Genomic DNA, 25,732 nt, shown 5'->3' with positions numbered 1-25,732 from the left:
CTAAAATGTTTTGATTTTATTTCTTTTCAGATACAGGTATTTTAGCAACAGGAACACTGTTGTTCAATAATAGTGTTGTATTTCTCGGGTTATATAGTTTTGAACTAGAAACAACATTGGCTGGTAAAATCACATCAAAATTTCTTCTAGCTCCATTACCGTTGATTTCCTGTATGGCTCTTGCCAATAGAGGTTCATTTGCATCACCCAAAACTCCTAAGTTGGTAACATCTTCTGAAAGTTCAATATCAGGAATTAATCCATCCACATAGTCAGAAAAGCCAGCACTATTTTCAACCCTACTTATTATTGGCTGAAGTCCCCACTGTACATTAGGATTAATATTGTCAACTCTTTCAGGGTCATAGACATTACCACCTTCTGGATCATCAACAAATAGTACAGAGCCTTGATTTTTACCAACGGTAGTACCACCTATATGTACTACATCAATATAAGGTTCCAAACCAACCATCACTAATTCACTAGCAGATGCAGAAGCTTCTGTAGCTATGATATACACTTTATTTAAATTTAATGTATTCAGTGCCGCACCTGAATTACCATCTGCAGTACCGGTGGTGCTAACAAAATAATTATCCGTTAAACTACTATCAAATTCTGCTTGTAATTTGGCATTATAGATTGTTTTAAATAAAAGGTCGTTGGTGTTGGTGCCTTTGATTAAACTGGCTAAAACAGCGGCAGTAGATCCTCTACCACCTGGGTTATAACGTAAATCCAATACCAGTTCATTTACACCTTGTGCTATGAAATCCGCAAAAACTGAATTAAGGTTATCTTCAGATCCAGATACGAATTGGTTGTACATTAAGTATCCAATTTTTTTGTCTCCAGATGTAATAACGGTATTTACATGGATAGGATTTTCAATTAATCCTTCAGTTTTGGTTAGGGTTACTTTTTTATCACTAGGGCTTATGCCACCATCAACAATATCAGCCATGTTAAGTGTGTAGGTATCATTATTCCCAAAAAGTAATTCTATATAATTATCAAGGTTTAATGTTTGACCATCAACCCCAATAAATAAATCGCCTCTTTTAATGTCTTTGCCCGAAGCATCAGAATCCTTTACAATGTACTCTACAAAACCAAATACGTCTTCGGTACCAGAGATAAGACCTAAACCAAATTGTAGACCATTACTTTTAGAAATACCTGCAGAACTGTTTACCAATTCGGTATAATCATCGCTATAAAAGGTAAATCTATCTTCGGAAAACAACAATTTGTTTTCTAATAAAGCAACCGGATCATCATTTTCTGCTAGATATTCTTCGTAAGCAGTCTGTGTATCAAATCGATCATCTGCTAAATCTGGTACATCTCCTTGCCAGAAATAATAAAGGTTCAGTGTTTGCCAAAAAAAGTTTTGGACTTCAATGTCAACTTCTACCGTTTCTTCTTCCTCTTCAGGATTTTCAATTTCTTCTTCTTCAACTACGGGGTCGTTATCATCATTACTACATGACATTGTAATAAGACCTAGACAAAGGAGGGACAAGAAAAATTTTTTCATAGTTATTTTTAATTTTAATTAAAGTGTACTGCTTTAGCCAATTTATAAGCCATCATAAACTATACCGAAAACAGAAGTTTAAATAAGTACGTATATAATTAGTAATAGGATGTTAAATTTACTTACAAGTCAAGGAAATAAAAATTAATTGTAACAAAAATCGTTCAGCGTCGTCTTCTTTTTGTAAACCTGTAAGAAAGGTTACAGACAGCCAAACCAAAATGAAACAAACGGAGTTTTTAAATATTGTATTACCATTTAAGGATAAGTTGTTCCGTATGGCCAAAAGGTTGTTGGTGTCTACAGAAGAGGCAGAAGATGCAACTCAAGAGATACTGATTAAGCTTTGGTCAAAAAAGAATAAAATGGAAAGTTATAATAATATAGAGGCATTTGCCATGACCATGACCAAGAACTTTTGCTTAGATCGTTTAAAATCTAAACAAGCGGGAAATTTAAAATTGGTACATAGTAATTATACCGATGCCAGTACATCTTTGCAAAGCGAATTAGAGGCAAAAGATAGTATTGATTGGGTTGAGAGAATTATGGCAGAATTACCTGAGCAGCAGAAAATGGTATTACAATTACGAGATGTTGAACAATATGAATATGAAGAGATAGAAAAATTATTGGATATGAAACCTACGGCCATACGGGTAGCTTTGTCCAGAGCAAGAAAAACCGTAAGGGAAAAATTAATGGAAAAGCATAATTATGGAATTGCATAACATAGAAAAATTAATAGAAAAGTATTTTGATGCGACCTCAACGATTGCAGAAGAAGAAATACTTAGGAAGTACTTTTCAGAGGGTAACATTGCTCCGCATTTAGAGCAGCATGCACCTTTGTTCAATTACTTCACAAAAGCAAAAGAAGAGCGCTTTACAAAGCAGGTGCCATTAAAACCTAGAAAAAATTATTTGAAATGGGCATCCGTTGCTGCAATTGCAATCTTTATGGTAGGGCTATATTTTTATGAACCTACACCACCTCCGGTTACTTTGGCAGATGAGTACACCCCAGAGGAAATAGCATCTGCAAAAGAGGCCTTGGCCTTATTGGCAATGAATTTTAATAAGGGTACAGAGCAACTGAACCATTTAAATGAATTTGAAAAGACAACGAATAAATTTTTAACGAAAAGTAATTAAAATGAAAAAGATACTAGTATTAACACTGTTGGTGTTAGCCCCGGTAATAATTAACGCTCAAGATATTTTTGAAAAATATGAGGATAATGATAAGGTAACCTTTGTTGCCATGCAGCCCAAAATGTTTCAAATGTTGGGTAAAATGAGTGTAAGTTCAGACGATCCGGAGGCAAAGGAATTTTTTGAGTTAGTAAATTCCATAACCAGTTTTAAGGTAATCACAACTGAAGATGCGGCAATTTCCAAAGACGTGGATAGTTGGGTAACCAATAGACTTAAGAGTTCTTCTTTTGAAGAGTTGATGAGAGTACGTGACGGTAGCTCTAATGTAAAGTTTTATGTAAAAGAAGGTAAGGACAGTGATCACGTTAAAGAACTATTGATGTTCGTAACAGGGTTAAAAGACATGGATATAGATGTAAATGGTAAGAAATTGGAAACAGTCCTGTTATCCTTGACCGGAGATATCAATTTAAGGTCAGTATCTAAGTTGACCGATAAAATGGATTTGCCGGGTGGTGACCAACTGGGTAAAGCAGCTAAAAACGGAAATTAAAAATTAATTAATCGTGTTATATTTTACAGGGCACGCTTAATTATAAGTCAATAATTCATCAATCACCAGATCCTGTAACGGGTGAAGGTATTTAAAATCAACAATCATGAAAAAAGTAGCAGTAGTATTTTTAATGGCAATTTTACCCGCGTTGGGTTTTTCACAATCCGTATTCGATAAATATGAAAATATGGATAACGTAGGGTCCGTAATAGTAAATAAAGGTATGATAGACCTTGTATCTAAATTTGGAAATCTTAGTGATGACAAAGAGGCTCAAGAGTTTATGGAAATAGCCAGCGGATTAAAAAATGTGAAGGTCTTTATGACTGAAGATGCAAGCGTATCTGCGGACATGTCATCTACGGTAAAGAAGTACCTGAAATCTTCTAAACTAGAAGAATTAATGCGGGTCAAGGATAAAGATGTAAATGTAAAGTTCTATATAAAAGACGGCAAAAAGAAAGACCATGTCTCAGAATTGTTAATGTTCGTTAGTGGTTTGGAAAATGTAGATGTTGGTCATAACGGTAGAAAACTTGAAACCGTACTTGTAAGTCTTACAGGAGATATAGATTTAAATAAAATAGGAACATTGACTAGTAAAATGGATCTGCCAAAGGATTTGAACAAAGCATCTGGAAAGTAAAAGTTTAATGAAAAGGTCTTCTATATATTTAGGGGACCTTTTTCCTAAAAAAAAACATAGTATGAAATATGTATATTGGATGATGGTTGTAATTTTTGGTTTAACCATGTCATCGTGTTCATCTGAACAGAGTTTACAAGAATATTATATTGCCAATGCAGAGAATCCGAATTTTATGTCTTTTGATTTGCCTTCCAGCTTATTGAATTTGGAAAAGGCAAATTTGAGTGCATCTGAAAAAGAAGCGGCTTCTTCCCTTAAGAAGTTGAATATTTTGGCATTTCAAAAAAAACCTGATAACGAAGCAGATTATCTGGTACAAAAAAAGACTATTAAATCAATACTGAAAGGTTCAGATTATAGTGAGCTGATGAAAATGAATACCCCTTTTGGTAAGGCGACTCTACAGCTAAAGGAAGATGGAGACACTATTGATGAGGTTATTATTTACGGTGATAACGATGAGAAAGGACTTGTTTTGGTTCGTGTTTTAGGAGATGACATGAATCCGACCAGTTTTGTTCAATTAATTCAGGCAATGGAGAAATCTAATTTTGAAGGTAAAGGTTTAGAACAACTTGGCGATTTAATAAAAGGTTAAGAGCAAGTTTTATTTTGTTTAAGAACAGCCCGTTACGTTTACGTAACGGGTTTTTATTTGCTGTAAAATTGAGCATCAGTTATTTTTAATGTGACCATTCAATAAAATTGGTGTCATAATATATGAGAACAATTAAATAACAACCTAAACAAACATTAAAAATGGAAAAAACACAAGTATGGATTGACAAAGGGATTGAATTAGCTATGGAATACGGTCCTAAAATTATATTAGCTCTTTTAATATATATTATTGGTTCCTGGATAATCAAGAAATTGATAGGAGTTGTAAATAAAGGAATGACCAAGCAACAGTATGATGAGTCGCTTAGAAAGTTCTTACTGAATTTGGCGAAATGGGCACTTACCGTATTTTTGATAATTACCGTTATTTCAACGTTAGGAGTAGAGACAACAAGTTTTGCAGCGGTTATTGCGGCGGCTGGTCTTGCAATTGGTCTAGCGTTACAAGGGTCACTTTCTAATTTTGCGGGCGGTGTATTGCTTATCATCTTTAAACCTTATAAAATAGGTGATTTAATTGAAGCTCAGGGTGTATTGGGTAGTGTAAAGGAAATAGAGATTTTTACCACCAAACTAATAACCCCGGAAAATAAATTGGCAATTGTACCTAATGGTGCAATGGCAAACGGAAACATTGTAAACTATACGGCAGAAGGTAAAATTAGAGTAGATACAACAGTAGGTGTAGATTATGGTTCTGATTTACAGAAAACAAAAGAAGTGTTACAGGCAATGTTAGAAGCTAATCCAAAAGTGCTTAAAGATCCGGCTCCATCTGTAAATGTATCTGAATTGGCAGATAGTTCAGTAAACTTGGCCGTACGCCCTTTCTGTAAGCCAGAAGATTACTGGGATGTTTACTTTGCCACTATTGAAGGTACTAAGAAAGCATTAGATGGTGCAGGTATAGAAATACCTTACCCACATGAAGTTCAAATTAATAAATAATATAGTCTAGTTAGTTAATAAAAAGCCCGTTGAACTTGCTCAACGGGCTTTTTTAATTTTATTCGATAGTCTCATATAAAATACTTTGAGCCTTATCTTAATTCATTTAATCTTTTGCAATTTGTAGATTATTTTTTCCAAAATCCAAGGTTCTGATCGGGAACGGAATGTTGATGTCGCGTTCGTCAAAATGTTTCTTAATTATTTTAATGGCTTTGTGTCTTGCTGCATGTTCCTGTTTTACATTTACACAGTCTGCCCAAAAGCGCACCATAAAATTGATGGAACTATCTCCAAATTCCGTAAAAAAGAATTCTACATCTTCACCGTCGTTTTGTTGAAAGTTGTCGCTGATAATTTTTACGGTTAGGTCTTCTACCATTTGTAAGTCGCTTTCATAGCCAACACCACAGTTTACAAATATTCTATTTCTATTGTTCATAGAATAATTGGTGAACGATCCATCTATAAATTTGGAATTTGGTATCACTACTACATTATTGTCGGGTTTTTTTAGAATAATGTTTCGTAAGCTAATTTCCGTAACAAAACCAGATACACCATCTGCCGTAATAAAGTCATTTATTTTTAGCTGTGGCATGAACGAGAGTATGAGTCCGCCAAAGGTATTGCTCAAGGTACCTTGTAGAGCTAAACCAATTGCTAAACCAACTACACCTGCACCTGCTAAAATACTTGTTAAAACCTTATCTAAGTCCAAAACCCCAAGGGCTATAAAGAAACCTATTAAAATAATGACAACAAAAACTACTTTGGCTATAATTTCTTGAATAGAAACTTGTGATATTTTTCTTAGTATGGTCTTCTTAAGTAATTTCCGTATTCCTCTTGCTAGAAAATAAAATAAGAACATTACCAAAACAGCCATGGCGAAATTTGGTAATTTTAAAATGATGGATTCTAGCCATCCATCTAATTTATCCCATAAATTACTTATGGATTCTTCAACTGAGAAATTTGTTTGCATACAATTTTAGATTTGTGTTCGTAAGAAATATATAGGATACGAATCACAATCTAAAATGCAAATCGCCCAAAACGGGCGATATGAAGTCTTTGAATTAAAGAAAAATTTTAATGCATTAAAATTGGCTTAAATGCCGGTATAATTACTGGGTGAAATTTGCTTTAATTCATTCTTAATACTGTCAGAAACCTCTAAAGTGTCTATAAAATTTGCAATGGAATCTCTATTTATTTTTTCATTGGTACGTGTTAGACCCTTTAAGGCTTCGTACGGATTAGGGTAATTTTCACGTCTTAAAATCGTTTGAATGGCCTCAGCAACTACCGCCCAATTGTTCTCTAAATCCTGTTCAAATTTTTCCTTATTCAAAAGTAATTTGTTCAAGCCTTTTAAAGTAGATTGAAAAGCGATGATTGTATGCGCAAAAGGAACGCCTACGTTTCTTAATACGGTACTATCGGTTAAATCTCTTTGAAGTCTAGATACTGGTAGTTTAGCCGATAAATGCTCAAATAGGGCATTGGCAATACCAAGATTACCTTCGGAGTTTTCAAAATCTATAGGGTTTACTTTATGTGGCATAGCAGAGGAGCCCACTTCGCCCGCTTTAATTTTCTGTTTAAAGTAATCCATGGAGACATAGGTCCAAAAATCTCTATCTAAGTCTAAAATAATAGTATTAATGCGCTTTAGGGTATCGAACAAGGCGGCCATATGGTCATAATGTTCTATCTGTGTTGTAGGGAACGAATGTTGTAATCCTAATTTCTCTTGAACGAATTTTTGACCGAATGCTTTCCAGTCAATAGAAGGATATGCCACTAAATGTGCATTGAAATTACCGGTAGCACCTCCAAATTTGGCGGCACTAGGTATATCGTTCAATAAATTAAACTGTTCTTTTAAACGGGTTACAAAAACCATTATTTCTTTCCCTAAACGAGTAGGGGATGCTGGCTGCCCATGTGTTCTTGCAAGCATTGGTATATCTGACCATTCTTTGGTCAATTCTTCCAATTTTTCTACAAGTTGAAAGTATTGAGGAACAAAAACATTGTTCATTGCTTCTTTAATGGAAAGCGGTATTGCAGTATTGTTTATGTCTTGCGAAGTCAGTCCAAAGTGAATGAATTCTTTAAATTCTGATATCCCTAAATTGTCAAAGGCTTTTTTGATAAAGTACTCAACCGCCTTTACATCATGATTTGTTGTTTTCTCTATTTCTTTTATTTCCTGCGCATCGGCAGTTGTAAAATCCGTATATATTTTTCTAAGTGTTTTAAACTTTGAAGAATCAAAGGAAGATAGTTGCGGAAGTGGAATTTCACATAGAGCGATAAAATACTCTATTTCAACTCTTACCCTATATTTTATCAACGCTTCTTCTGAAAAATATGCAGATAAAGAATTGGTTTTAGAACTATAACGACCGTCAATTGGAGAAATGGCACTTAATGCGTTGAGAGACATAAACAATGGTTAAATTATTAAGGGGCAAATATACCTATTCGAATTAAAGTTTAAAACCATAAATGCTAATAGTTATAGATGTATCGGCATCATTTTTAAGGTTTGTAACTTAATCTTTGTTAGAAGACTTTTTTTCCAGAATTTTAAGTGTTTGCCTGGCCCTTGCTTTATAAGCGGCACTTCCATCTTCGTAATTCTGTTTTAAAATGGGAATTAACTCAGGGTGAATCCAATCAATTTTAAAACCAAGCCATAAAAGAATGGTGATGGAATAAGCCTTAGGAGCAATTTTATGTTCTCCCATCAGCCAATCAAATGCAGCTTCCGTGATGGCATTTAAATGTTCATTATTTAATTTTGGATCACATATTTTATTTTTTTCTGAAAATTCGTTCAATACTAACAGTTCACAAATTTTAGCGGCAGGTCTTATTGATGATTCCAGTGAAATACTGTTAAGTATAGTAATGAAATCATTGATGTAAATTAAAATTGGTTTTATGTCTTTGTTGGCGACGTATTCTAAAATCCAGCTGGCTTTACAGGATACCGGGTTGATGTCATCTTTTATGATTGAAATCAGAATAGGAACTAATTTAGGGTCTGCTAGTATAATAGAAGCCATTTTACTCCGTTTTTCCCTTAAAGCGGTAACATAATTCAGTGCTTCACACAGCTCTATCTTATTCATAAAATTGTATCTTTATTACTTATTTCCCCCAAATATGAAATTACTAAAAAGAATTAGCTTACTTGTAGTGGTCGTATTTATAGCCATGCAATTTTTTAGTCCTACCAAAAATGTATCTCCAGGCAACCATACCAAAATTTTTATAACGGAAACGAACCCAACGCCAGAACTTCAGAATATTTTTGAGAACTCTTGTTATGACTGTCATAGTAATAACACGGAATACCCTTGGTACAATAATATAGCGCCAATTTCATATTGGATGGCAAACCATGTTAATGAAGGTAAGGAACATTTAAATTTTTCTGAATGGGAGAAATATTCCTTGGATAAAAAAGATCATTTATTAGAAGAGATAGAAGAGGAAGTAGTAGAAGGTAAAATGCCGTTATTGGAATACACTTACACTCATGGCGATGCAAAACTAACCGAAGGTCAAGTCAATGATCTTGTTGAGTGGGTAAAGCAAACAAGAATTATCTATCAATTAGGGAAGCAACCAAAGTAGGAACACCATTAACAGCGGTATCCGCAATTGTCGTAACATTGTTTTTAGTCGCCAATGCGGGTTTTGGGTCTATAAAAAATACAGGAGTGCTTGGTCTTACAAAGTCAATTAGACTGGCTGCAGGATAAACTTGCATTGAAGTTCCTATAATTATTAAATAATCTGCATTTTTGGTAATTTCAATTGCCTTATCTAAAAGTGGTACAGCTTCGCCAAACCAAACAATGTGTGGTCTAAGCTGATAACCATTTATACAAGTGTCTCCCAATAAAATATCATTCTTGCAATCTAAAATTTCATTTTCAAAATTTACACTTCTAGCCTTTAAAAGTTCGCCATGTAGGTGAAGTACATTTGAGCTACCTGCGCGCTCATGAAGGTCATCTACATTTTGAGTAACTATATTGACGTTAAAGTGAGACTCTAAATCAGCCAATGCTTTATGCGCACTATTAGGTTCAACGGTCAACAGTTGTCTTCTTCGTTGGTTATAAAATTCTAAAACCAATTCAGGGTTTCTTTGAAAGCCTTCTGGGGTAGCAACTTCCATAACATCATGACCTTCCCATAGACCATTGGAATCTCTAAAAGTTTTCAATCCGCTTTCTGCTGAAATTCCTGCACCTGTTAAAACCACTATATTTTTCATGATCATTTGAAATTAAGCTTAAAAATATACTTTTCTTATCTTGGTTGCATGATAGATATGGAGCTTTTAAACTATTTAGAAGAGTTTATTTCAGAAAACAGAAAAGAAAGGTTTACAGAAATTCTGAGGCAACGTACCAATTATATCACTGTTGCTGTTGAAGATGTATATCAAATGCACAACACAAGTGCGGTTGTTAGAAGTTGTGAGTCTTTTGGTGTACAAACCGCTCATTTGATAGAAGGCAAATATGGTAAGAGATTAGATGAGGAAATTGCCATGGGGGCACAAAAATGGGTAGATATCAAAAGATATCAGAACTCAAAAGAAGCTATTGATACATTAAAAAATAAAGGTTACAAGATTGTAGCCACTAGTCCGCATGCAGATAGCTCATTGTTACAAGATTTTAAATTAAATGGCAAAACAGCATTGTTTTTTGGAACCGAAAAAAATGGTCTTAGTGATTATGTTCTTGAGAATTCAGACGCTTCTTTAAAAATACCGATGGTTGGTTTTACTGAAAGCTTAAATATATCAGTATCGGCCGCAATTATTTTGCAACATGTAACTACGCAGCTAAAATCTTCTAATATAGATTGGCAACTGACGGAAGATGAGTTGTGGGAAAGACGATTAGATTGGACAAAAAAATCAATCAAAAGTATAGATGAAATTTTAAAAAGGTACAAGTCAGATAATAAAAAAAAAGATTAACTTGTTGGTCAACAACAATTTAAAAAAATATGTATACCGCATTAATTATTCTTGGAGTGTTAGTGGCTTTGGTTATTCTACTAGCCTTGATTGCCCCTAAAACCTATCATGTTTCTAGAAGTATAATTTTAGACCATGACCCTGTTAAAGTTTGGCCGCACTTAAAATTTTTAAAAAAACAACAAGAATGGTCACCTTGGGCCAAAAAAGACCCAAATATGGAACTGACATTTACTGGAGTAGATGGTGAAATAGGTGCAATTAGCCACTGGAACGGTAATAAAGATGTAGGCGAAGGTGAGCAAGAGATTACAAAAATAAAGGAAGGGGAAAGAATAGAGCAGGATCTACGCTTTTTTAAACCATATAAATCACAATCTGATTGCTATATGAATTTAGATGCTGTAGATGGAACTAAAAGTAAGGTTACCTGGGGCTTTTCAGGTAAAAACAAATTTCCCATGAGTATTATGATGCTCTTCATGTCCATGGATAAAATGGTAGGTAAAGATTTTGAGCAAGGACTGCAAAATTTAAAGAACAACTTAAATAGTGATATATGATTTCTTGGTTTGAAATTCCAGTGCAGCGTATGCAGAGAGCACAAAAGTTTTACGAAGACATATTTGGAATTACAATTACGGTGAACGAATTTGGCGAATTTGTAATGGGGTTGTTCCCAGATAAGCAAAGTATGGGGCAATCTAGTGGTGCTTTGGTAGAACATGAACAATATGTACCTAGTATGACACACGGTGCCATGGTTTACTTTGCATGTGATGATTTAGCCGTTGTGCTAGATAAAGTTGAAAAATCAGGCGGACAAGTATTACAGCCCAAAACCGAAATTGGTGAAGGGCATGGATTTATGGGTCTTTTAAGGGATACCGAAGGTAATAGAATAGCGTTGCACTCTAATAGCTAAATTAAGCTTACTTGAGCAGCTCCAGTAATACTACATCATTTTCATTATTTAGAATTACCTTGTTGTTTTCTACAACAACTTCTGTTTCAGAATAGCGATCGTACAATTTTGTGCCGTCGCCAAAAATACCTTTGACCGATATTTCTTTTTTGCCTTTAGGAGCATCTAAGGCGATCACAACCTTATCCACAAATTCTTCTTTAGCAAAGTATCTGCTAAAAACATAGGGAGATTTTGTAATTCTTTTATGAATACCTGCACCAATTGAGGGGTGGTCATTTCGGAACGTTCCTAATTTTTGCCAGTGCGCCAAAATTTCTTTGGTTTTGGGTAAACTATCTAACTCGTTCCAATTCATGAAAGAACGTAAGGTAGCGTCGCCTTCCGTGCCTTCTATGGTTAAGCTACGGGCTGTTTCATCTCCGTAGTATATTTGTGAAGCGCCAGGGGTAAGTAACAGCACGTTTGCAGCTCTTTTTGAGTCTTTTCTATCTTTATCAAATGGCTGACCATCATCATGAGAGGTTAAGTAGTTTAATACACTCTTTTCTTTAAACTTGGTGTGTAGTAATTTGCTGTATTTCGTAAAAATGGTTTCATAATCTTTTTCGGCATCGGTCTTTAATTCAAAATTGATAAGACTTTTGAATCCGTTTTCAAAGTAATTGACTTTTTTATCGCCTAAATCAAATTCTTGTCCGCCAGAAACGCCATAGTTGTACACTTCGCCAACCATATAAAAAGGATTGTTGTCCAATACCTTATCTTGGTTTTTCTTTTTCCATAGTTCAAAAGCGGCAGCAGCTTCTTTATATAGTTCTGCCCAAGAATTTTCATTGGCATGCTTAACCGTGTCTACCCTGAATCCATCTACTCCGTATTTGTTAACGTAGTCCGTAAGCCATTTAATAATATAAAAACGAGGGGCTCTTGGGTAGCCTGTCCGATCAAAAAACAATTCAAGTTCATCAAGTTCTTCGCTTAATCTTCCTTCTGATTTCCATTTGGCAAGTAAGGCATCAGGTAAATTTACGGCAGCATCAGATTCCGTTCGTATGTCAGTAAGGTTTGCAACCAAGGTACAAGCGGTAGTATTCTCATAGGTAGTAAATTCGCAAGTGGGCGAGGTGCGTACCCATTCTTCTGGCCATACTGGATCTTCATTGGTAACAGGACCAGTGTGATTTAAAACAACATCCAACAAAATTCTAATTCCGTTTTCGTGGGCGGTCTTTATTAAGGTCTCTAAGTCTTTATCGGTTCCAAAGTTAGGGTCTAGCGCCGTCCAGTCTTTTGCCCAATAACCATGGTAGCCATAGGTATTACCGGTACCTTCGTCCGTAGCGCCATGAATTTGTTCCACAACAGGAGTAAACCATATGGCATTGACCCCTAGGTCTGAAAAATAACCTTCATTAATTTTCTGGGTAATACCTTGTATGTCGCCACCTAGAAAACCTCTCAGTTTTCCGGTTTCCTCATCACGGTCAAAATTGATATCGTTGTTAGGGTTCCCATTATTAAACCTATCTGTCAATAGAAAATAAACGGTGGCAGCTTCCCATTGAAAATTTGGGTTCTTCTTAGGTTGGTGTACAACATCTTGGATATTGGTACTGCTTTCTAACTTTTGTTTGTTGTTAGATTGGCAAGAAATTAAGATAAGTGTGAATAGTCCTAGAAAGAATACGTTTTTCATTTTCCTGTTATTTGCATTAAAGCTATAACAAGGATTTCGTATTAAAAAATATTATTTCTTTCTGTTAAGAACTTTATACTCCTCGTAACAGCTGCTAATGGCGTCAAGTATCTGAAGGTCATTGGCTGTGGTAATAAATGATTTGGAATAATTACAATTGTTAAGGATATCCTGAATATCTACTTTTTCCAGTTGAAGAAATTCTGTAAGTGTTTCTCTATCAAATTTTGAAGCTAATAGATTACGTATGTCATCATCTTCACGCATTTGTCTAAGCTTTCGCATTTGCGCAGGTTTTTTCCCGAATAAATTCCGTAGAAGATCTGCAGGGTTTAGTATTGCCCCCAAAACTTTTGTAACGGCACTAGGGTTTTTGTTACCACCTTCATAACTTACCCCTAAACCAGATATGCTGTATTGGTAGGCATTATTGATAGGAAGGTTTTTAACGTCAATTTCTAAATACCCGGTAAGCTGATAAGGTCTAACAATGACCTCTTCCAATGCATAGGCCAGCTCTGTTAAGGCAATTTCTGTATTCTCAAATTTGAACATATCGTTCGTTACCCTAATTTTTTGAGATTTAAAACCAAGAAAAGAAAAATATAAAGTATCGTTTACAGCGGCAGTAATTGAAAATTCACCTTTGTCATTGGTTATTGTGCCAAATACTTGATTTAGATTAACAACGTGAACACTTTCAAGAAGTTCATCTGTTTGGGCATTTTTTACGACAGCACTAAGACGTTGGCTTTCATTGGTATCTTGCGAATAACCCAAAAATGAAATGACAATAAGTGCGATCGATAAAAAATATTTCATTGTACTAAAGCGTAATTTAAGTTGCAAACAAAATAAAAAAAATACGCCGAAGCGTATTTTTAATATACAATTAACTAAAAGAAATTACCTTTTCTTTTGTTGCTTCTTCGTTTTCCGGAGTTTGGAGCGCTAGATTCACTTCTGTCTCTTCTTCTTCCTTTAGACTGGGAACCACCATCTTTTCTAGCATTTCTCTTGCCTTTGAAGCCGCCACCGCCGCCGCTTCTGCGTCGGCCGCCACCGCCACCGCCTGGGTTTTTGGATACCTCTACGTTAACAAAACGTCCGTCAACTTTAAAGTCTGTAAACTTGTCTAAAATTTGTTGAGTAACTTCTGCTTCAGTGTTGAAGAAAGAAAAACTCTCCTTAACATCAACCTTAAATACATCTTCTTGACCTAGACCAACGGTATCTCTAATGAAGTCTTTTAAAGACATCCAATCGTAACCATCTCTTTCACCAACGTTCACGAAATAACGAACAGAACCACTAGTTGGTATTTCTGCTTTGCCGTTATCACGATCTCTACCACTGTCAGAAGAGTTTAAATCTTTAGATTTGTTATAGTAATTGAAGAATCTTGTGAATTCTACAGATACAATTTTCTTGATCAATTCTTCACGGTCTATACCTTCAAGAACATCGTTAATTGCGGGCAAGTAGGTGTCTACTTCGTCATTAACTTTAGTGTCCTTAATTTTATTTGCTAAGTGATATAATTGAATCTCACAGATTTCCATTCCCGTAGGAATTTTTTTGGATATGAATTTCTGGTTGATCTTATTTTCAATAGCACGGATCTTACGTTGCTCGCTACGTGTAACAATAACCATAGAGATACCGGATTTACCTGCTCTACCGGTTCTACCGCTACGGTGCGTATACGTTTCAATTTCGTCTGGTAATTGGTAATTGATAACATGTGTAATGTCATCAACATCTATACCACGGGCAGCAACGTCTGTAGCTACCAACATCTGAATTTGTTTTTTACGGAAAGAGTTCATTACCAAATCTCTTTGGTTTTGGCTTAGATCTCCGTGTAGTGCACCTGCATTGTAACCATCTTCGATTAATTTCTCAGCTACTTTTTGAGTATCACGTTTTGTTCTACAGAAAACAACCGAAAATATATCAGGATTCGTATCTGCCAATCTTTTAAGTGCAGGGTAACGATCTCTACCGCCAACAACATAATATTCATGTTGTACCGTTGAAGCACCAGAATTTTTAGCACCTACCGTAATCTCTTGAGGAGAGTGCATAAATTTTTTGGCAATGGTTGCCACTTCTCTTGGCATTGTTGCAGAGAACAACCAAGTAGATTTGTCGTTAGGTGTACCGGAAAGAATATCTTTGATATCTTCCATAAAGCCCATGTTCAACATTTCATCTGCCTCATCAAGTACACAGTAGTCAATTTTAGATATGTCAACAAGGCGTCTGCTGATCATATCTTTCATTCTACCGGGTGTAGCTACGATAATTTGAGCACCCCTTTTTATTTGTCTTGCTTGTTCTGTAATGCTAGCACCACCATAAATGGCAACTACATTAATATTGCGCTCGTATTTAGAATACGCTTGCATTTCTTTGGTGATCTGTAAGCAAAGCTCACGAGTAGGTGAAAGTATTAAACCTTGTGTGGTTCTACTGTCACTATCTATTTTTTGAATTAATGGAAAACCAAAAGCGGCTGTTTTACCGGTACCTGTTTGCGCAAGGGCAACTAGGTCGGTTTCACTTTCCAATAAAATTGGGATTGCTTTTTCTTGTACTTCTGATGGGGTTTCAAAACCCATATCAGTAATAGCATCTAATAAGGACTTTTCTAGTCCCAGTGCTTCAAACTTTGTCATAAATATGTTATACTAAATCGCAAATATGAATGTTGCATAGAGCGATTATCGTTTATAACCTATTTAGACTCAGCGCAACACATGCTATACCAGCGGCGTTAATTAAGCGGCAAAGGTACTGCTAATATTTGGTTCAGTATAATTTAATTGAAAAGTTATGTTATGGAGCCAAAGTATACCCATAAATGGAAAGAAAAGTGCCAATTATACCGAAGATGATCATAAGTACAATTAACCCTTTTTGCAGTGCGGGGCTATCATAAATGATGATACATACGGCGCCAAGTACTATACATATTTGAAAGAATAGAAGGGCATAATCAAATTTCTTGGTAGCGTAGTCATAGGTTTGGGTCAATTGTTCCCATTCTTTTACTCCGGTTATTTTACCCATTTCACCTTCAATGTCCTGTACCCAATTTTCTTTTCCTACTTGTGATGAACCTAAAAGAATCTCAGTTTTTTCAGCGTCATACTTTTCTATTTTTTTTTCGACTACAGAAATTTTTTGTTCAATTAAGTTGGTTTTGTCACCAGAAACAATGCCACTTTCAATTAGGGCATGCAAATAATCTAGCTCACTTTCTTTTAAACTTTCTTTAATGCTTTTAGATTGATACCAGCTAGAATAGCTCACTACATTGTTATGGGCGATCATCATTTCTTCCTCTAGCTCGCCGTTCACCATTTGTGATATGGCCATTAGGGCAGCAAACAAAGCAATTAGTACACCACCAATAGCTTCTGCACGTTCAGATGCAACCGATACTTCTACTGTTTCTTTATTGTTTTTACCCTGTAACATGTGTAGTGTTTAAATAATCTATCAATTTTTTAAATGCCTTTGCTCTATGGCTTATGTTGTTCTTAATGGATAAAGGCAATTCTGCAAAGGTTTTATCATATCCATTGGGTTGAAAAATGGGGTCATAGCCAAAACCGTTATGACCTCGTTTGTTTTCTGTAATTACACCTTCTATTTTGCCTTCAAATATATGGGTTTTACCATTTAGGTTTAAAGCTATTACCGTCTTGAAATGGGCGGTACGGTTTTGTTCATTTTTCAAATTATCTAGTAATTTGTTCATGTTGGCATCAGCATCATTTTGTTCGCTGGCATAGCGAGCGGAATAAACACCTGGTTCACCGTTAAGGGCCTCTACAAGTAGTCCCGTATCATCTGCAAAACAAAATAATTGGTACGTATTGGTTACAAAGTCTGCTTTGATTTTTGCATTACCTTCTAATGTATTGGCGGTTTCTAGTATGTTGGTCGTACAACCTATGGTTTCTAAATTAATGAGTTCAATATGATCGGGCACCATCTGTTGAACTTCTTTTAATTTGTTAGGGTTGTGGGTGGCAAAAACAAGCTTCATGGGAACAATTTGAAATCTAGTATGATAATTTTCAGTATCAAAAGTAGTAATTTTATAAAATGGAATTAAAAGTGCCGCCGGTAATTGTTTTTTTATGTTTTGGTTCAATAATGTATTTGTTGGATTTAGTATTGCCTATTGGCTATTTTGATTTCTTTGGTAGACTAATGTTGGCTAAGTTTTTAGTGGGTATAGGTATGGTAATTGCCCTTTTGGCACTGATACAATTTAGATTGGCAATAACCACGGTAGACCCAACAAAACCTGATAAGGCACAAAGTTTGGTAATTAGCGGAGTATTTAAATTTTCTAGAAATCCAATGTATTTGGCCTTGTTACTGATTTTATTGGCATTGGGTATATTTTTGGGCAATGCTTTTAATACGTTGGTTGCTGCTGGTTTTGTAGCCTATATGAATCGTTTTCAAATTATTCCCGAAGAACAAATTCTCTTGAACAAATTTGGGCATTCCTTCAAAGATTATTGTATCTTAACAAGGCGTTGGTTATGAGGGAGTTATTCCTGTATTTGGATTACTGAATTACCTAATAACAGCAAATATTAATTAATTAGCTTATAATTTAATATATTAGCATTTTAACTAATAATCATGATAGCTATAATTACTGGCGATATAATTAATTCTGAAAATCATCCTAGTTCTGAATGGATTGGTATGTTGAAGAATTATTTCAACCAATTTGGCGAATCGCCAATGAATTGGGAGATTTATCGCGGAGACGAATTTCAGCTAAAGGTCACTGAAAAGAATGCTTTATTCACGGCAATACGTATTAAATCTATGCTTAAAACCATAAAAGGTTTAGATGTAAGAATGGGTATAGGTATTGGCCTAGAAACATATATTGGTACAGGAGTAACGGAATCTAACGGTCCGGCATACCAAAGATCGGGAAGAAATTTTGAAACACTTAAAGAAAGTAAGGTAAACCTAAGCATAGCTACCGGTGATGCTAAAAATGATAGAACGTTAAATTTAATGTTGCGCTTGGCCTTAGACTTTATGGATGATTGGAGTGTGGTTTCCGCAGAAATTGTCACCTTAGTACTCGATAATCCGCATTCTTCACAAAAAGAGGTGGCACAAATGTTAGGTATAAAGCAATCGGCAGTAAGCCAAAGGTTAAAAAGGGCAAGGTTAGACTTGGTTTTAGAAGTCTTGGCATATTACAAAGAATTAATTACCACTGAATAAATATGTTGATTTTTATTAAATTACTACTGGCCCACTTGGTCGGAGACTTTATTTTACAGCCTACAAGATGGGTACTCCATAAACAATCCAATAAAATAACATCTAAGTTTTTGTATTTGCATGTGCTTTTACATTTTGTTTTGTATATGCTGGTGTTGTGGAATTTGTCACTTTGGAAAATAGCGGCTACGGTAGCGGTACTACATTTTATAATCGACTTGTTGAAGTTATATGCCAATGACATGTTCAAGAATAAAAGTATTCCATTTTTTATAGACCAGGCATTACATATTATAGTGCTTTACTGTTGTGCTTTTTATGCTGATCTGTATGCGCATACCTTGGCTCTTTTTGAAAATTTAGATTGGTATTTAATTACGGCAATAGTATTTGTGACATTTCCGGCTTCAATAATAATGGGAAAGATTTTAGAAGGCATGTCCAACCAAATTGAAACTGATCATAAATCTTTACCAAATGCCGGTAAGTATATTGGAATTATTGAAAGACTGTTTGTGTTGATCTTTATAGTAATTGGTAGGTGGGAAGTTATCGGCTTATTAATAGCCGCTAAATCTGTTTTTAGGTTTAATGATTTAAAGGAGCGAAACAATAGAAAGCTAACGGAATATATTTTAATAGGGACATTAGTAAGTTTTGGTCTAGCAATTTTAGCTGGCTTACTATACGTTTCTTAACTAAACACCGATGTTTAAAAAGCATTTAATAAGCTGTCTTCTTGTCATTGCGTTTATGCAAAAAACAACGGCTCAAGTAAACACATTTGAATCTTTTGATGGAGTTAAAATTGCCTATACAGATGAAGGTTATGGTGAACCGATATTGCTGCTACATGGATTTTTAAATTCTAGAAAATCATGGGACAATACTGTACTTAAACAACAATTGATCAATACGGGGTACAGGGTGATCATTCCAGATTTAAGAGGTAACGGAGATTCTGATAAACCTAAAGATGAAGGGGCATATGGGAATGGGGCAGAGATTAAGGATTTGGTGTTATTAATGAATCACCTAAAAGTTGAAAAATACAAGGCAGTAGGCTATTCAAGAGGAAGTATTGTTTTAGCGAAACTATTAACAGAGGATGATCGTATTGAAAAAGCGGTTTTAGGTGGCATGGGCATAGATTTTACAAATCCTGAATGGGATAGAAAAATTATGTTCGCTAACGCTTTCAAGGGTGAAGTGAACCAACTCACCAAAGGCGCGGTAGATTATGCAAAGTCCATAAATGCTGATTTTCGTTCACTCTATTTACAACAAAAATATCAACCTGTAACTTCTGTAAAAGAGCTAAATGAATTGGTCATTGAAATTTTGGTGATATCCGGCACGGACGATTTGGATAACGGAAGTGCAGAAGACTTAAAAAATAGCTTTGTTAAAGGTAAATTGGAGAAAGTCCCCGGTGATCATAATGGCACATATAAGACTACAGCGTTTTCAAATTTCATAATTCGGTTTTTGGAATAAATGGGGGTATATTGTTAATTTACATCATAACATATCCTTTTTGTTTTATTTACAAAATATCACATATCAGGATAAATTAAATTTTTACTTTTGCTTCTTATTTTTAGAAACTAATATTCCTATCTAACCAAAAGAAAATGATGGTAGAAGTAAGTAGAAAATATGTTTTTGATTTCGATAGTACATTAACAAGGGTAGAGGCTCTAGATGTACTTGCAGAAATGACTTTAGAGGGAAGATCAAATAAAGAGGAGGTTATTCAAGAAATTCAGAAAATCACCAATTTAGGTATAGATGGTGATATTTCGTTTACTGAGTCTTTAGAGCGTCGAATTAAGTTGTTACATGCCAAAAAGGAAGACTTAGATGGTTTGGTAGAAAACCTTAGAAATAAAATTTCTAAATCTATTGCGGCCAATAAGGAGTTTTTTGAAAAATATGCAGATGATATTTATGTAATATCTTGTGGTTTTAAAGAGTTTATAGTCCCCATTGTAAAAGAATATAATATACCTTCTGAGCGTGTTTATGCAAATACGTTTAAATTTGATGAAGAAGGTAATATCATAGGTTTTGATGAAAAAAATGTACTGTCTCAGCATAATGGTAAAATTGATTGCCTAAAACAGATGAATTTGGACGGAGAAGTTCAGGTTATTGGAGATGGTTATAGTGATTATGTAATGCGCGAAGCGGGTATAGCAGATAAGTTTTTTGCTTATACCGAAAATGTGCATAGAGAAAAAGCCGCTAACAATGCGGATTATGTTACACCAAGTTTAGATGAATTTTTATTTGTGAACAAGTTGCCAAGAAATATCTCGTACCCAAAGAATAGGATTAAGGTCCTTTTATTAGAAAATGTGCACACAGCTGCATTTGATAATTTGTCAGAAGACGGTTTCTCCGTTGAGCTGATCAAGCATAGCTTGCCAGAAGAAGAGCTGATAGAAAAGATAAAGGGCGTTCACGTTCTTGGTATCCGTTCTAAGACCCAAGTAACAAAAGCTGTTTTAGACGCAGCCGATAAGTTATTGGTGGTTGGTGCTTTTTGTATAGGTACTACGCAAATAGATCTTGAAACTGCCAAGAAAAAAGGTGTTGTTGCATTTAATGCGCCTTATAGCAATACCAGATCTGTAGTAGAATTGGCTATAGGTGAAATTATCATGTTGATGAGAAGTGTTTTTGACCGTAGCAGGGAAATACATGAAGGTCAATGGCAGAAGACGGCTGCTGGTTCTCGCGAGGTTCGTGGTAAGAACTTAGGTATTGTAGGTTACGGTAACATTGGTAAGCAATTATCTGTATTGGCCGAGGCAATGGGAATGCGCGTTTATTACTATGATGTAGATGATAAGTTGGCTCTAGGTAATGCGGTTAAGTGTAATTCATTAGAGGATTTATTAAGTGTTTCTGATGTTGTTACTTTGCATATAGACGACAATAAGGCAAACAAGAACTTCATTGGTGAGCGTGAATTGAACCAAATGAAAAAAGGAGCCATGCTAATCAACCTTTCCCGTGGGTTTGTTGTTGATATTGATGCGTTGGCAGAAAGCTTAAAATCTGGTCAAGTAGGTGGTGCGGCTATAGATGTTTATCCAGACGAGCCAAGAAGTAACGGAGACTTTAAGACCAAATTACAAGGTTTTCCCAATGTAATTCTTACTCCTCATGTAGGTGGTAGTACAGAAGAAGCCCAAAGGGATATTGCGGATTTTGTACCTAATAAGATCATGGATTACATTAATTCTGGTAATACTGTAGATGCAGTAAACTTCCCTAATATTCGTTTGCCAAAGCAAAACAAATCGCACAGATTCTTGCATATTCATAAAAATGTGCCGGGTATCATGGCGAAGATTAATAAGGTTTTGGCGCAGTACGAACTGAATATCAATAGTCAATACCTTTCTACGGATAATGAGGTAGGTTACGTAATTACCGATCTGGACAAGGAGTATAATAAAGAAGTGATCAAAGAATTAAAGAAAGTAGAGAACACTATTAAATTTAGGGTGTTGTACTAGTATTCGCTAGAGAAAGCTTCATACATTTAAAAAGTATATAAAAAAGTGCAGGTTTAACTACTTGCGCTTTTTTTGTTTGTGTTATTCAAATTTTTTACAACATTATTTACATAAAATAGTTATGGTATAGATACATGTTATTTTGTAGGAAATATCTTTAGTTATGTTTGAAAAGATTTTGTCGAAACTAAAATCTAATAAAAATTTTAATAATTATTATCTACTGGTCTTTACAGTGATAATATTAACAATATTAATACAGTCAATTATTCAATATTCTTTGTCAAGACAACGTCAAGACTCTCTTAGGATCAATGAGGCGGGTAGGCAAAGAATGTTATCGCAATCAATAATGAAACATGTTTACGAATGTAAGTATGGCACATGTGATTATAGTAAGTTGCGTTTAGCAATGAATAAATTGGCCAATGCAAATATTGCTTTGCAAATTGGGAATGAGGCTACAGGCATTCCTGAATTGAACAATGAGGAAATTCAGAAAAATTTTGATCTTCTGCAGCCGCATTTAAACTATATCATTGAAACTTTAGACGATTTCAATCAACTGCAGACTGTAGATATGGAAAAACTGTCTGCTGAAACGGATAAGTTTTTGGTTTTGATGGATACCATTGTTGGTCAATTTCAGAAAGCATCCGAAGAAGATATAAAGACGTTGATGATCATTGAATTGGAGTTGGCGGTTTTTTCTTTGATCATATTAATTATTGAAATATTTTTCTTTATCAATCCGTCCATAAAGAAAATGGCTATTCAAAATCAGAAGTTAAAAGAAATTAATTGGCACCAAACACATGCCTTTCAATCGCACATGAAGAATATCAAAAATTACAACCATGTGCTAAAAATTGAAAAGAATACGGCGCATAAAGAAGAGCTAATTTCATATTTAATGGAAGAGCTTACGGATTTAGAGGGAGTTTCAGATAATATGGTGAAATCCCTTGAAAAACAAGCTTGATTAATGGCGATTCACAATTATCTGTGATGATATGGTTCATTTTTTAGAATGGTAAATGCCCTATATACTTGCTCGGTAATGAACAGGCGAACCATTTGGTGAGAAAAGGTCATTTTTGATAGACTAATTTTACCGGATGCCTTGGCGTACACAGCATTGCTAAATCCATATGGCCCTCCAATTAAAAAGACCAACTGTTTTATACCAGAGTTCATTTTTTTCTGTAGATATTGAGAAAACTCAACAGAGCTGAATTGTTTTCCTTTTTCATCAAAAAGAACAAGAACATCGGTAGGTGCTAATTTTTTCAGAATAAGCTCACCTTCTTTTTCTTTTTGTTGGTCTTCAGACAAGTTTTTGGTTTTCTTAAGATCGGGTATAATGTCTATTTCAAAATTTACATAATGCTGTAATCGCTTTTCATATACTTCAATAAGCTCTTGTAATTGACCGCTGTCGGTCTTGCCAATGGCTAAAAGTTTTATAGTCATATGTCAAAAGTAAATCAATTTCGCAAATGGATTTGTAAATTAGCAATACAATAGATTTTAAATATATGATTTCAGAAGACCAGTTTAAAGAAGAGATAATATTAATCATAGCAAATGCCATTCGTGAAGATGTTGGTGATGGCGACCACAGTTCACTGGCCTGTATACCGGATAGTGCAACTGGCAAGGCAAAATTGCTGGTTAAAGATGAAGGTATTATTGCCGGAGTAGATTTTGCTGAACTTGTTTTTTATTTTGTAGATCCCAATTTAAAGATAGAAGTATTGATCAAAGATGGTTCTCCGGTAAAACATGGTGATATTGTGTTTTATGTAGAAGGAAGCTCGCAAAGCATTTTAAAGGCTGAGCGTCTTGTGCTTAATGCCATGCAAAGAATGAGCGCTATTGCTACCAAAACCAATATGTTCGTCAATTTATTAAAGGGTACGGGCACAAAAATTCTTGATACCAGAAAAACAACACCGGGTATACGGGCTTTAGAAAAATGGGCAGTGAAAATAGGTGGTGGTGAAAATCATAGGTTTGCTTTATATGATATGATCATGTTGAAAGATAATCATATTGATTTTGCTGGTGGCATTACAAAGGCAATAGAAAAAACCAAAAATTACTTAAAAGAAACGGGTCGCGATTTAAAAATTATTGTTGAGGCGAGAGATTTAGGGGAAATTGAAGAGATTCTACAGTCAGAAGGTGTATATCGTATTTTGATAGATAATTTTAATTATGAAGATACCCGTAAAGCGGTCCAATTGATTGGTGATACTTGTTTGACCGAGTCTTCTGGAGGTATTAATGAAAAGACCATACGTGAATATGCGGAATGTGGTGTAGATTTTATTTCGTCAGGAGCGTTAACACATTCCGTTTATAACTTAGATTTGAGCTTAAAAGCCGTGTAGATGTCTTTAGAGGTCGAAGAGAAACTTGAAAAAATACCTGTTGTAAATTGGGTGGTCAGATTTTTAAAACAAATCAGGTTACCAGGATTTGAAGGGCTTTCTATTTACGACCTTTTAGAAATGTATGTTTTGGGGGTTTTAAAAGGTACACTCTCTACAAGAGCCAGTGCAATTGCCTTCAGTTTATTTATGGCATTGTTTCCATTGATTATATTTATGGTAACATTGGTGCCGTTTTTAGTGTCGTACATTAGTATTGAGCATGGTGATTTCGATGTTCAGTTTCAATTGTTCTTAGAGTCGTTTTTACCAAGTGCAACAGGTGATTATTTTGGAGAAGTGTTTACTCAGATTAAAGATCAAAAGCGTGGAGGTCTATTGTCTTCGGCATTTTTGTTATCCATTTTTTTAATAGCAAATGGGGTGAATTCTATTTTTGGAGGGTTTGAAACTTCATATCATATAGAACTTACGCGCCATTTTTTTAGACAATATCTATATGCTTTAATGGTAGGGTTAATATTGGCTATCCTAATTATTGTAGGTTTTGTAGCTTTCATTTATTTTGAATTCTACGTGCTTGGCTACCTATCTGAGTTTGCGGCAAAGCAAGGAGGCTATATTTTAGGCGAAGAAGAGGTAATAGGGGTGCAGATCGCCAAAGTGCTTTTCTTTATCATTCTATCATATTTTACAACGGCTATTCTGTATTATTTTGGAACCAGAGAGGGTAAGCAGGCAAAATTTTTCTCTGTAGGGGCATTAATGACCACTATATTATTTTTAATTACATCATATCTCTTTGGTATTTATGTTGAAAAATTCGCTAGATACAATGAATTGTATGGGGCATTAGGAGGATTATTGATTTTAATGGTATACATCTGGTTAAATTCTAATATATTGCTACTTGGGTTTGAGTTGAATGCATCACTCAATACATTACGTAAAATCACAAAAAAAGAATGATAGACAAAACCGTACAATTAAGCATTTTCTTTACATTATTTATTTCTATGAGTATTTCTGCACAATCTGTATTTGGAACGTGGAAAACCATAGATGATCGTACGGGTAAACCAAAAGGCCTTATTGAAATCTATGAAAAAGATGGATTAATGTATGGTAAGGTGGTTGATATTCTAGAAGAGGGAAAAGAAAATAAGGTTTGTGATAAATGTGATGGGGATTTAAAGGATAAGCCTGTAAAAGGAATGGAGATTATTACTGGTGGCGAAAAAAATAATGATGGTGAATGGAAGGGAAAAAGATTGTTTGATCCAGAACAAGCAATGACCTTTCGTTTTAAAATATGGTTGAACCCAGATAATCCAGATGAATTAAAGGTCAGAGGGTATTTGGCTTTTATCTATAGAACCCAAACATGGTTACGGGTGCAAGGATAGT

At 35.0% G+C, this 25,732-nt stretch carries 30 protein-coding genes; 19 read left to right on the top strand and 11 right to left on the bottom strand.

Annotated elements, in window-relative coordinates; genetic code table 11:
- Window positions 1-16 precede the first annotated feature (16 nt).
- Complete coding sequence (locus YQ22_RS00300) at window positions 17-1,543, bottom strand: S41 family peptidase (RefSeq protein WP_071339599.1); 1,527 nt, start codon at window positions 1,541-1,543, stop codon at window positions 17-19.
- A gap of 221 nt (window positions 1,544-1,764) precedes the next feature.
- On the opposite strand from YQ22_RS00300, the gene YQ22_RS00295 reads away from it, so the two are divergent.
- From YQ22_RS00295 to YQ22_RS00270, 6 genes are all read left to right on the top strand, one after another.
- Window positions 1,765-2,274, top strand: coding sequence for an RNA polymerase sigma factor (locus YQ22_RS00295; protein WP_071339598.1), 510 nt, complete (start codon window positions 1,765-1,767; stop codon window positions 2,272-2,274).
- A complete protein-coding gene (locus tag YQ22_RS00290; RefSeq protein WP_071339597.1) occupies window positions 2,261-2,698 on the top strand; it encodes a hypothetical protein in 438 nt (145 codons plus the stop codon). Before YQ22_RS00295 ends, YQ22_RS00290 begins: the two co-directional genes overlap by 14 nt.
- Window position 2,699: 1 nt before the next feature.
- Window positions 2,700-3,254 carry a DUF4252 domain-containing protein gene (locus YQ22_RS00285; protein WP_058103031.1) on the top strand — a complete coding sequence of 185 codons (555 nt, stop codon included), beginning with the start codon at window positions 2,700-2,702 and terminating at the stop codon, window positions 3,252-3,254.
- A 106-nt stretch (window positions 3,255-3,360) separates the two neighbouring features.
- Window positions 3,361-3,903: a DUF4252 domain-containing protein gene (locus YQ22_RS00280; protein WP_058103030.1), complete on the top strand. Its 543-nt coding sequence runs from the start codon at window positions 3,361-3,363 to the stop codon at window positions 3,901-3,903.
- A 61-nt stretch (window positions 3,904-3,964) separates the two neighbouring features.
- On the top strand, window positions 3,965-4,504 hold the full coding sequence (locus tag YQ22_RS00275; RefSeq protein WP_071342436.1) for a DUF4252 domain-containing protein: 540 nt from the start codon (window positions 3,965-3,967) through the stop codon (window positions 4,502-4,504).
- A gap of 161 nt (window positions 4,505-4,665) precedes the next feature.
- Window positions 4,666-5,475 (top strand): mechanosensitive ion channel family protein, encoded by an 810-nt coding sequence (locus tag YQ22_RS00270; RefSeq protein WP_058103028.1) that lies wholly within the window; start codon window positions 4,666-4,668, stop codon window positions 5,473-5,475.
- Window positions 5,476-5,581: 106 nt separating this feature from the next.
- On the opposite strand, the gene YQ22_RS00265 is transcribed toward YQ22_RS00270, so the two are convergent.
- From YQ22_RS00265 to YQ22_RS00255, 3 genes are all read right to left on the bottom strand, one after another.
- Window positions 5,582-6,463 (bottom strand): mechanosensitive ion channel family protein, encoded by an 882-nt coding sequence (locus tag YQ22_RS00265; RefSeq protein ID WP_058103027.1) that lies wholly within the window; start codon window positions 6,461-6,463, stop codon window positions 5,582-5,584.
- Between the two features lie 126 nt (window positions 6,464-6,589).
- Window positions 6,590-7,933 (bottom strand): adenylosuccinate lyase, encoded by a 1,344-nt coding sequence (gene purB, locus YQ22_RS00260; protein ID WP_071339596.1) that lies wholly within the window; start codon window positions 7,931-7,933, stop codon window positions 6,590-6,592.
- Window positions 7,934-8,042: 109 nt separating this feature from the next.
- Window positions 8,043-8,624: a hypothetical protein gene (locus YQ22_RS00255; protein ID WP_071339595.1), complete on the bottom strand. Its 582-nt coding sequence runs from the start codon at window positions 8,622-8,624 to the stop codon at window positions 8,043-8,045.
- A gap of 34 nt (window positions 8,625-8,658) precedes the next feature.
- On the opposite strand from YQ22_RS00255, the gene YQ22_RS00250 reads away from it, so the two are divergent.
- Window positions 8,659-9,132: a heme-binding domain-containing protein gene (locus YQ22_RS00250; RefSeq protein WP_071339594.1), complete on the top strand. Its 474-nt coding sequence runs from the start codon at window positions 8,659-8,661 to the stop codon at window positions 9,130-9,132.
- Here the strand turns inward: YQ22_RS00250 and YQ22_RS00245 are convergent.
- On the bottom strand, window positions 9,101-9,781 hold the full coding sequence (locus tag YQ22_RS00245) for an SIR2 family NAD-dependent protein deacylase (protein WP_071339593.1): 681 nt from the start codon (window positions 9,779-9,781) through the stop codon (window positions 9,101-9,103). The genes YQ22_RS00250 and YQ22_RS00245 overlap by 32 nt on opposite strands.
- Window positions 9,782-9,829: 48 nt before the next feature.
- On the opposite strand from YQ22_RS00245, the gene YQ22_RS00240 reads away from it, so the two are divergent.
- From YQ22_RS00240 to YQ22_RS00230, 3 genes are read left to right on the top strand one after another with little or no spacing between them, the layout of a single operon-like run.
- The gene (locus tag YQ22_RS00240) at window positions 9,830-10,498 is read left to right on the top strand and encodes a TrmH family RNA methyltransferase (protein ID WP_071339592.1); all 669 of its coding nucleotides are present in this window, start codon (window positions 9,830-9,832) and stop codon (window positions 10,496-10,498) included.
- 29 nt (window positions 10,499-10,527) lie between these two features.
- Entirely contained in the window at window positions 10,528-11,061 is a 534-nt protein-coding gene (locus YQ22_RS00235) for an SRPBCC family protein (RefSeq protein ID WP_071339591.1), read from the top strand.
- Window positions 11,058-11,423, top strand: coding sequence for a VOC family protein (locus tag YQ22_RS00230; RefSeq protein ID WP_071339590.1), 366 nt, complete (start codon window positions 11,058-11,060; stop codon window positions 11,421-11,423). Before YQ22_RS00235 ends, YQ22_RS00230 begins: the two co-directional genes overlap by 4 nt.
- Before the next feature lie 7 nt (window positions 11,424-11,430).
- Here YQ22_RS00230 and YQ22_RS00225 read toward each other — a convergent pair whose 3' ends face one another.
- From YQ22_RS00225 to YQ22_RS00205, 5 genes are all read right to left on the bottom strand, one after another.
- A complete protein-coding gene (locus YQ22_RS00225; RefSeq protein ID WP_071339589.1) occupies window positions 11,431-13,122 on the bottom strand; it encodes an alpha-amylase family glycosyl hydrolase in 1,692 nt (563 codons plus the stop codon).
- A 51-nt stretch (window positions 13,123-13,173) separates the two neighbouring features.
- Window positions 13,174-13,944, bottom strand: a complete 771-nt coding sequence (locus YQ22_RS00220; RefSeq protein ID WP_058103019.1) for a carboxypeptidase-like regulatory domain-containing protein — start codon at window positions 13,942-13,944, stop codon at window positions 13,174-13,176.
- A 74-nt stretch (window positions 13,945-14,018) separates the two neighbouring features.
- Window positions 14,019-15,803, bottom strand: a complete 1,785-nt coding sequence (locus tag YQ22_RS00215) for a DEAD/DEAH box helicase (protein WP_058103018.1) — start codon at window positions 15,801-15,803, stop codon at window positions 14,019-14,021.
- 160 nt (window positions 15,804-15,963) lie between these two features.
- A complete protein-coding gene (locus tag YQ22_RS00210) occupies window positions 15,964-16,608 on the bottom strand; it encodes a DUF4337 domain-containing protein (protein WP_071339588.1) in 645 nt (214 codons plus the stop codon).
- Entirely contained in the window at window positions 16,595-17,182 is a 588-nt protein-coding gene (locus YQ22_RS00205; protein ID WP_071342435.1) for a non-canonical purine NTP diphosphatase, read from the bottom strand. The genes YQ22_RS00210 and YQ22_RS00205 overlap by 14 nt, the downstream gene beginning before the upstream one ends.
- Before the next feature lie 110 nt (window positions 17,183-17,292).
- Here YQ22_RS00205 and YQ22_RS00200 point away from each other — a divergent pair, with 110 nt between their 5' ends.
- The 6 genes from YQ22_RS00200 to YQ22_RS00175 all read left to right on the top strand — a co-directional run bounded on the left by YQ22_RS00200 (window position 17,293) and on the right by YQ22_RS00175 (window position 22,911).
- Window positions 17,293-17,694 carry a methyltransferase family protein gene (locus YQ22_RS00200; RefSeq protein WP_232231415.1) on the top strand — a complete coding sequence of 134 codons (402 nt, stop codon included), beginning with the start codon at window positions 17,293-17,295 and terminating at the stop codon, window positions 17,692-17,694.
- Window positions 17,695-17,793: 99 nt separating this feature from the next.
- Window positions 17,794-18,399 (top strand): SatD family protein, encoded by a 606-nt coding sequence (locus tag YQ22_RS00195; RefSeq protein WP_058103015.1) that lies wholly within the window; start codon window positions 17,794-17,796, stop codon window positions 18,397-18,399.
- A gap of 2 nt (window positions 18,400-18,401) precedes the next feature.
- Entirely contained in the window at window positions 18,402-19,097 is a 696-nt protein-coding gene (locus tag YQ22_RS00190) for a DUF3307 domain-containing protein (protein WP_071339586.1), read from the top strand.
- A 55-nt stretch (window positions 19,098-19,152) separates the two neighbouring features.
- Window positions 19,153-19,896: an alpha/beta fold hydrolase gene (locus YQ22_RS00185; protein WP_232231253.1), complete on the top strand. Its 744-nt coding sequence runs from the start codon at window positions 19,153-19,155 to the stop codon at window positions 19,894-19,896.
- 140 nt (window positions 19,897-20,036) lie between these two features.
- Window positions 20,037-21,929: a phosphoglycerate dehydrogenase gene (gene serA, locus YQ22_RS00180; protein ID WP_071342434.1), complete on the top strand. Its 1,893-nt coding sequence runs from the start codon at window positions 20,037-20,039 to the stop codon at window positions 21,927-21,929.
- 163 nt (window positions 21,930-22,092) lie between these two features.
- Window positions 22,093-22,911, top strand: coding sequence for a type IV pili methyl-accepting chemotaxis transducer N-terminal domain-containing protein (locus YQ22_RS00175; protein ID WP_083414151.1), 819 nt, complete (start codon window positions 22,093-22,095; stop codon window positions 22,909-22,911).
- A gap of 17 nt (window positions 22,912-22,928) precedes the next feature.
- On the opposite strand, the gene rlmH is transcribed toward YQ22_RS00175, so the two are convergent.
- Complete coding sequence (gene rlmH, locus YQ22_RS00170) at window positions 22,929-23,402, bottom strand: 23S rRNA (pseudouridine(1915)-N(3))-methyltransferase RlmH (RefSeq protein ID WP_058103011.1); 474 nt, start codon at window positions 23,400-23,402, stop codon at window positions 22,929-22,931.
- 65 nt (window positions 23,403-23,467) lie between these two features.
- Between rlmH and nadC the strand changes: the two genes are divergently transcribed.
- Genes nadC through YQ22_RS00155 form a run of 3 tightly spaced genes read left to right on the top strand, consistent with a single transcriptional unit; the run spans window position 23,468 to window position 25,731 of the window.
- Entirely contained in the window at window positions 23,468-24,325 is an 858-nt protein-coding gene (gene nadC, locus YQ22_RS00165; protein WP_071339583.1) for a carboxylating nicotinate-nucleotide diphosphorylase, read from the top strand.
- Window positions 24,326-25,294 carry a YihY/virulence factor BrkB family protein gene (locus YQ22_RS00160; RefSeq protein ID WP_071339582.1) on the top strand — a complete coding sequence of 323 codons (969 nt, stop codon included), beginning with the start codon at window positions 24,326-24,328 and terminating at the stop codon, window positions 25,292-25,294.
- Window positions 25,291-25,731: a DUF2147 domain-containing protein gene (locus YQ22_RS00155; protein ID WP_058103008.1), complete on the top strand. Its 441-nt coding sequence runs from the start codon at window positions 25,291-25,293 to the stop codon at window positions 25,729-25,731. The genes YQ22_RS00160 and YQ22_RS00155 overlap by 4 nt, the downstream gene beginning before the upstream one ends.
- Window position 25,732: the final 1 nt, after the last annotated feature.

This window comes from Maribacter sp. 1_2014MBL_MicDiv, from assembly GCF_001865655.1.
GTDB lineage: Bacteria > Bacteroidota > Bacteroidia > Flavobacteriales > Flavobacteriaceae > Maribacter > Maribacter dokdonensis.
Note: the sequence above shows the minus strand (reverse complement) of the source record. Positions and strands in the feature narration are given on the sequence as shown.

Bases quoted from the DNA above. Each gene is read 5' to 3' on its own strand.
- YQ22_RS00300 (WP_071339599.1), bottom strand. From the start codon at position 1,543: ATGAAAAAATTTTTCTTGTCCCTCCTTTGTCTAGGTCTTATTACAATG.
- YQ22_RS00295 (WP_071339598.1), top strand. From the start codon at position 1,765: ATGAAACAAACGGAGTTTTTAAATATTGTATTACCATTTAAGGATAAG.
- YQ22_RS00290 (WP_071339597.1), top strand. From the start codon at position 2,261: ATGGAATTGCATAACATAGAAAAATTAATAGAAAAGTATTTTGATGCG.
- YQ22_RS00285 (WP_058103031.1), top strand. From the start codon at position 2,700: ATGAAAAAGATACTAGTATTAACACTGTTGGTGTTAGCCCCGGTAATA.
- YQ22_RS00280 (WP_058103030.1), top strand. From the start codon at position 3,361: ATGAAAAAAGTAGCAGTAGTATTTTTAATGGCAATTTTACCCGCGTTG.
- YQ22_RS00275 (WP_071342436.1), top strand. From the start codon at position 3,965: ATGAAATATGTATATTGGATGATGGTTGTAATTTTTGGTTTAACCATG.
- YQ22_RS00270 (WP_058103028.1), top strand. From the start codon at position 4,666: ATGGAAAAAACACAAGTATGGATTGACAAAGGGATTGAATTAGCTATG.
- YQ22_RS00265 (WP_058103027.1), bottom strand. From the start codon at position 6,463: ATGCAAACAAATTTCTCAGTTGAAGAATCCATAAGTAATTTATGGGAT.
- purB (WP_071339596.1), bottom strand. From the start codon at position 7,933: ATGTCTCTCAACGCATTAAGTGCCATTTCTCCAATTGACGGTCGTTAT.
- YQ22_RS00255 (WP_071339595.1), bottom strand. From the start codon at position 8,624: ATGAATAAGATAGAGCTGTGTGAAGCACTGAATTATGTTACCGCTTTA.
- YQ22_RS00250 (WP_071339594.1), top strand. From the start codon at position 8,659: ATGAAATTACTAAAAAGAATTAGCTTACTTGTAGTGGTCGTATTTATA.
- YQ22_RS00245 (WP_071339593.1), bottom strand. From the start codon at position 9,781: ATGAAAAATATAGTGGTTTTAACAGGTGCAGGAATTTCAGCAGAAAGC.
- YQ22_RS00240 (WP_071339592.1), top strand. From the start codon at position 9,830: ATGATAGATATGGAGCTTTTAAACTATTTAGAAGAGTTTATTTCAGAA.
- YQ22_RS00235 (WP_071339591.1), top strand. From the start codon at position 10,528: ATGTATACCGCATTAATTATTCTTGGAGTGTTAGTGGCTTTGGTTATT.
- YQ22_RS00230 (WP_071339590.1), top strand. From the start codon at position 11,058: ATGATTTCTTGGTTTGAAATTCCAGTGCAGCGTATGCAGAGAGCACAA.
- YQ22_RS00225 (WP_071339589.1), bottom strand. From the start codon at position 13,122: ATGAAAAACGTATTCTTTCTAGGACTATTCACACTTATCTTAATTTCT.
- YQ22_RS00220 (WP_058103019.1), bottom strand. From the start codon at position 13,944: ATGAAATATTTTTTATCGATCGCACTTATTGTCATTTCATTTTTGGGT.
- YQ22_RS00215 (WP_058103018.1), bottom strand. From the start codon at position 15,803: ATGACAAAGTTTGAAGCACTGGGACTAGAAAAGTCCTTATTAGATGCT.
- YQ22_RS00210 (WP_071339588.1), bottom strand. From the start codon at position 16,608: ATGTTACAGGGTAAAAACAATAAAGAAACAGTAGAAGTATCGGTTGCA.
- YQ22_RS00205 (WP_071342435.1), bottom strand. From the start codon at position 17,182: ATGAAGCTTGTTTTTGCCACCCACAACCCTAACAAATTAAAAGAAGTT.
- YQ22_RS00200 (WP_232231415.1), top strand. From the start codon at position 17,293: ATGTATTTGTTGGATTTAGTATTGCCTATTGGCTATTTTGATTTCTTT.
- YQ22_RS00195 (WP_058103015.1), top strand. From the start codon at position 17,794: ATGATAGCTATAATTACTGGCGATATAATTAATTCTGAAAATCATCCT.
- YQ22_RS00190 (WP_071339586.1), top strand. From the start codon at position 18,402: ATGTTGATTTTTATTAAATTACTACTGGCCCACTTGGTCGGAGACTTT.
- YQ22_RS00185 (WP_232231253.1), top strand. From the start codon at position 19,153: ATGCAAAAAACAACGGCTCAAGTAAACACATTTGAATCTTTTGATGGA.
- serA (WP_071342434.1), top strand. From the start codon at position 20,037: ATGGTAGAAGTAAGTAGAAAATATGTTTTTGATTTCGATAGTACATTA.
- YQ22_RS00175 (WP_083414151.1), top strand. From the start codon at position 22,093: ATGTTTGAAAAGATTTTGTCGAAACTAAAATCTAATAAAAATTTTAAT.
- rlmH (WP_058103011.1), bottom strand. From the start codon at position 23,402: ATGACTATAAAACTTTTAGCCATTGGCAAGACCGACAGCGGTCAATTA.
- nadC (WP_071339583.1), top strand. From the start codon at position 23,468: ATGATTTCAGAAGACCAGTTTAAAGAAGAGATAATATTAATCATAGCA.
- YQ22_RS00160 (WP_071339582.1), top strand. From the start codon at position 24,326: ATGTCTTTAGAGGTCGAAGAGAAACTTGAAAAAATACCTGTTGTAAAT.
- YQ22_RS00155 (WP_058103008.1), top strand. From the start codon at position 25,291: ATGATAGACAAAACCGTACAATTAAGCATTTTCTTTACATTATTTATT.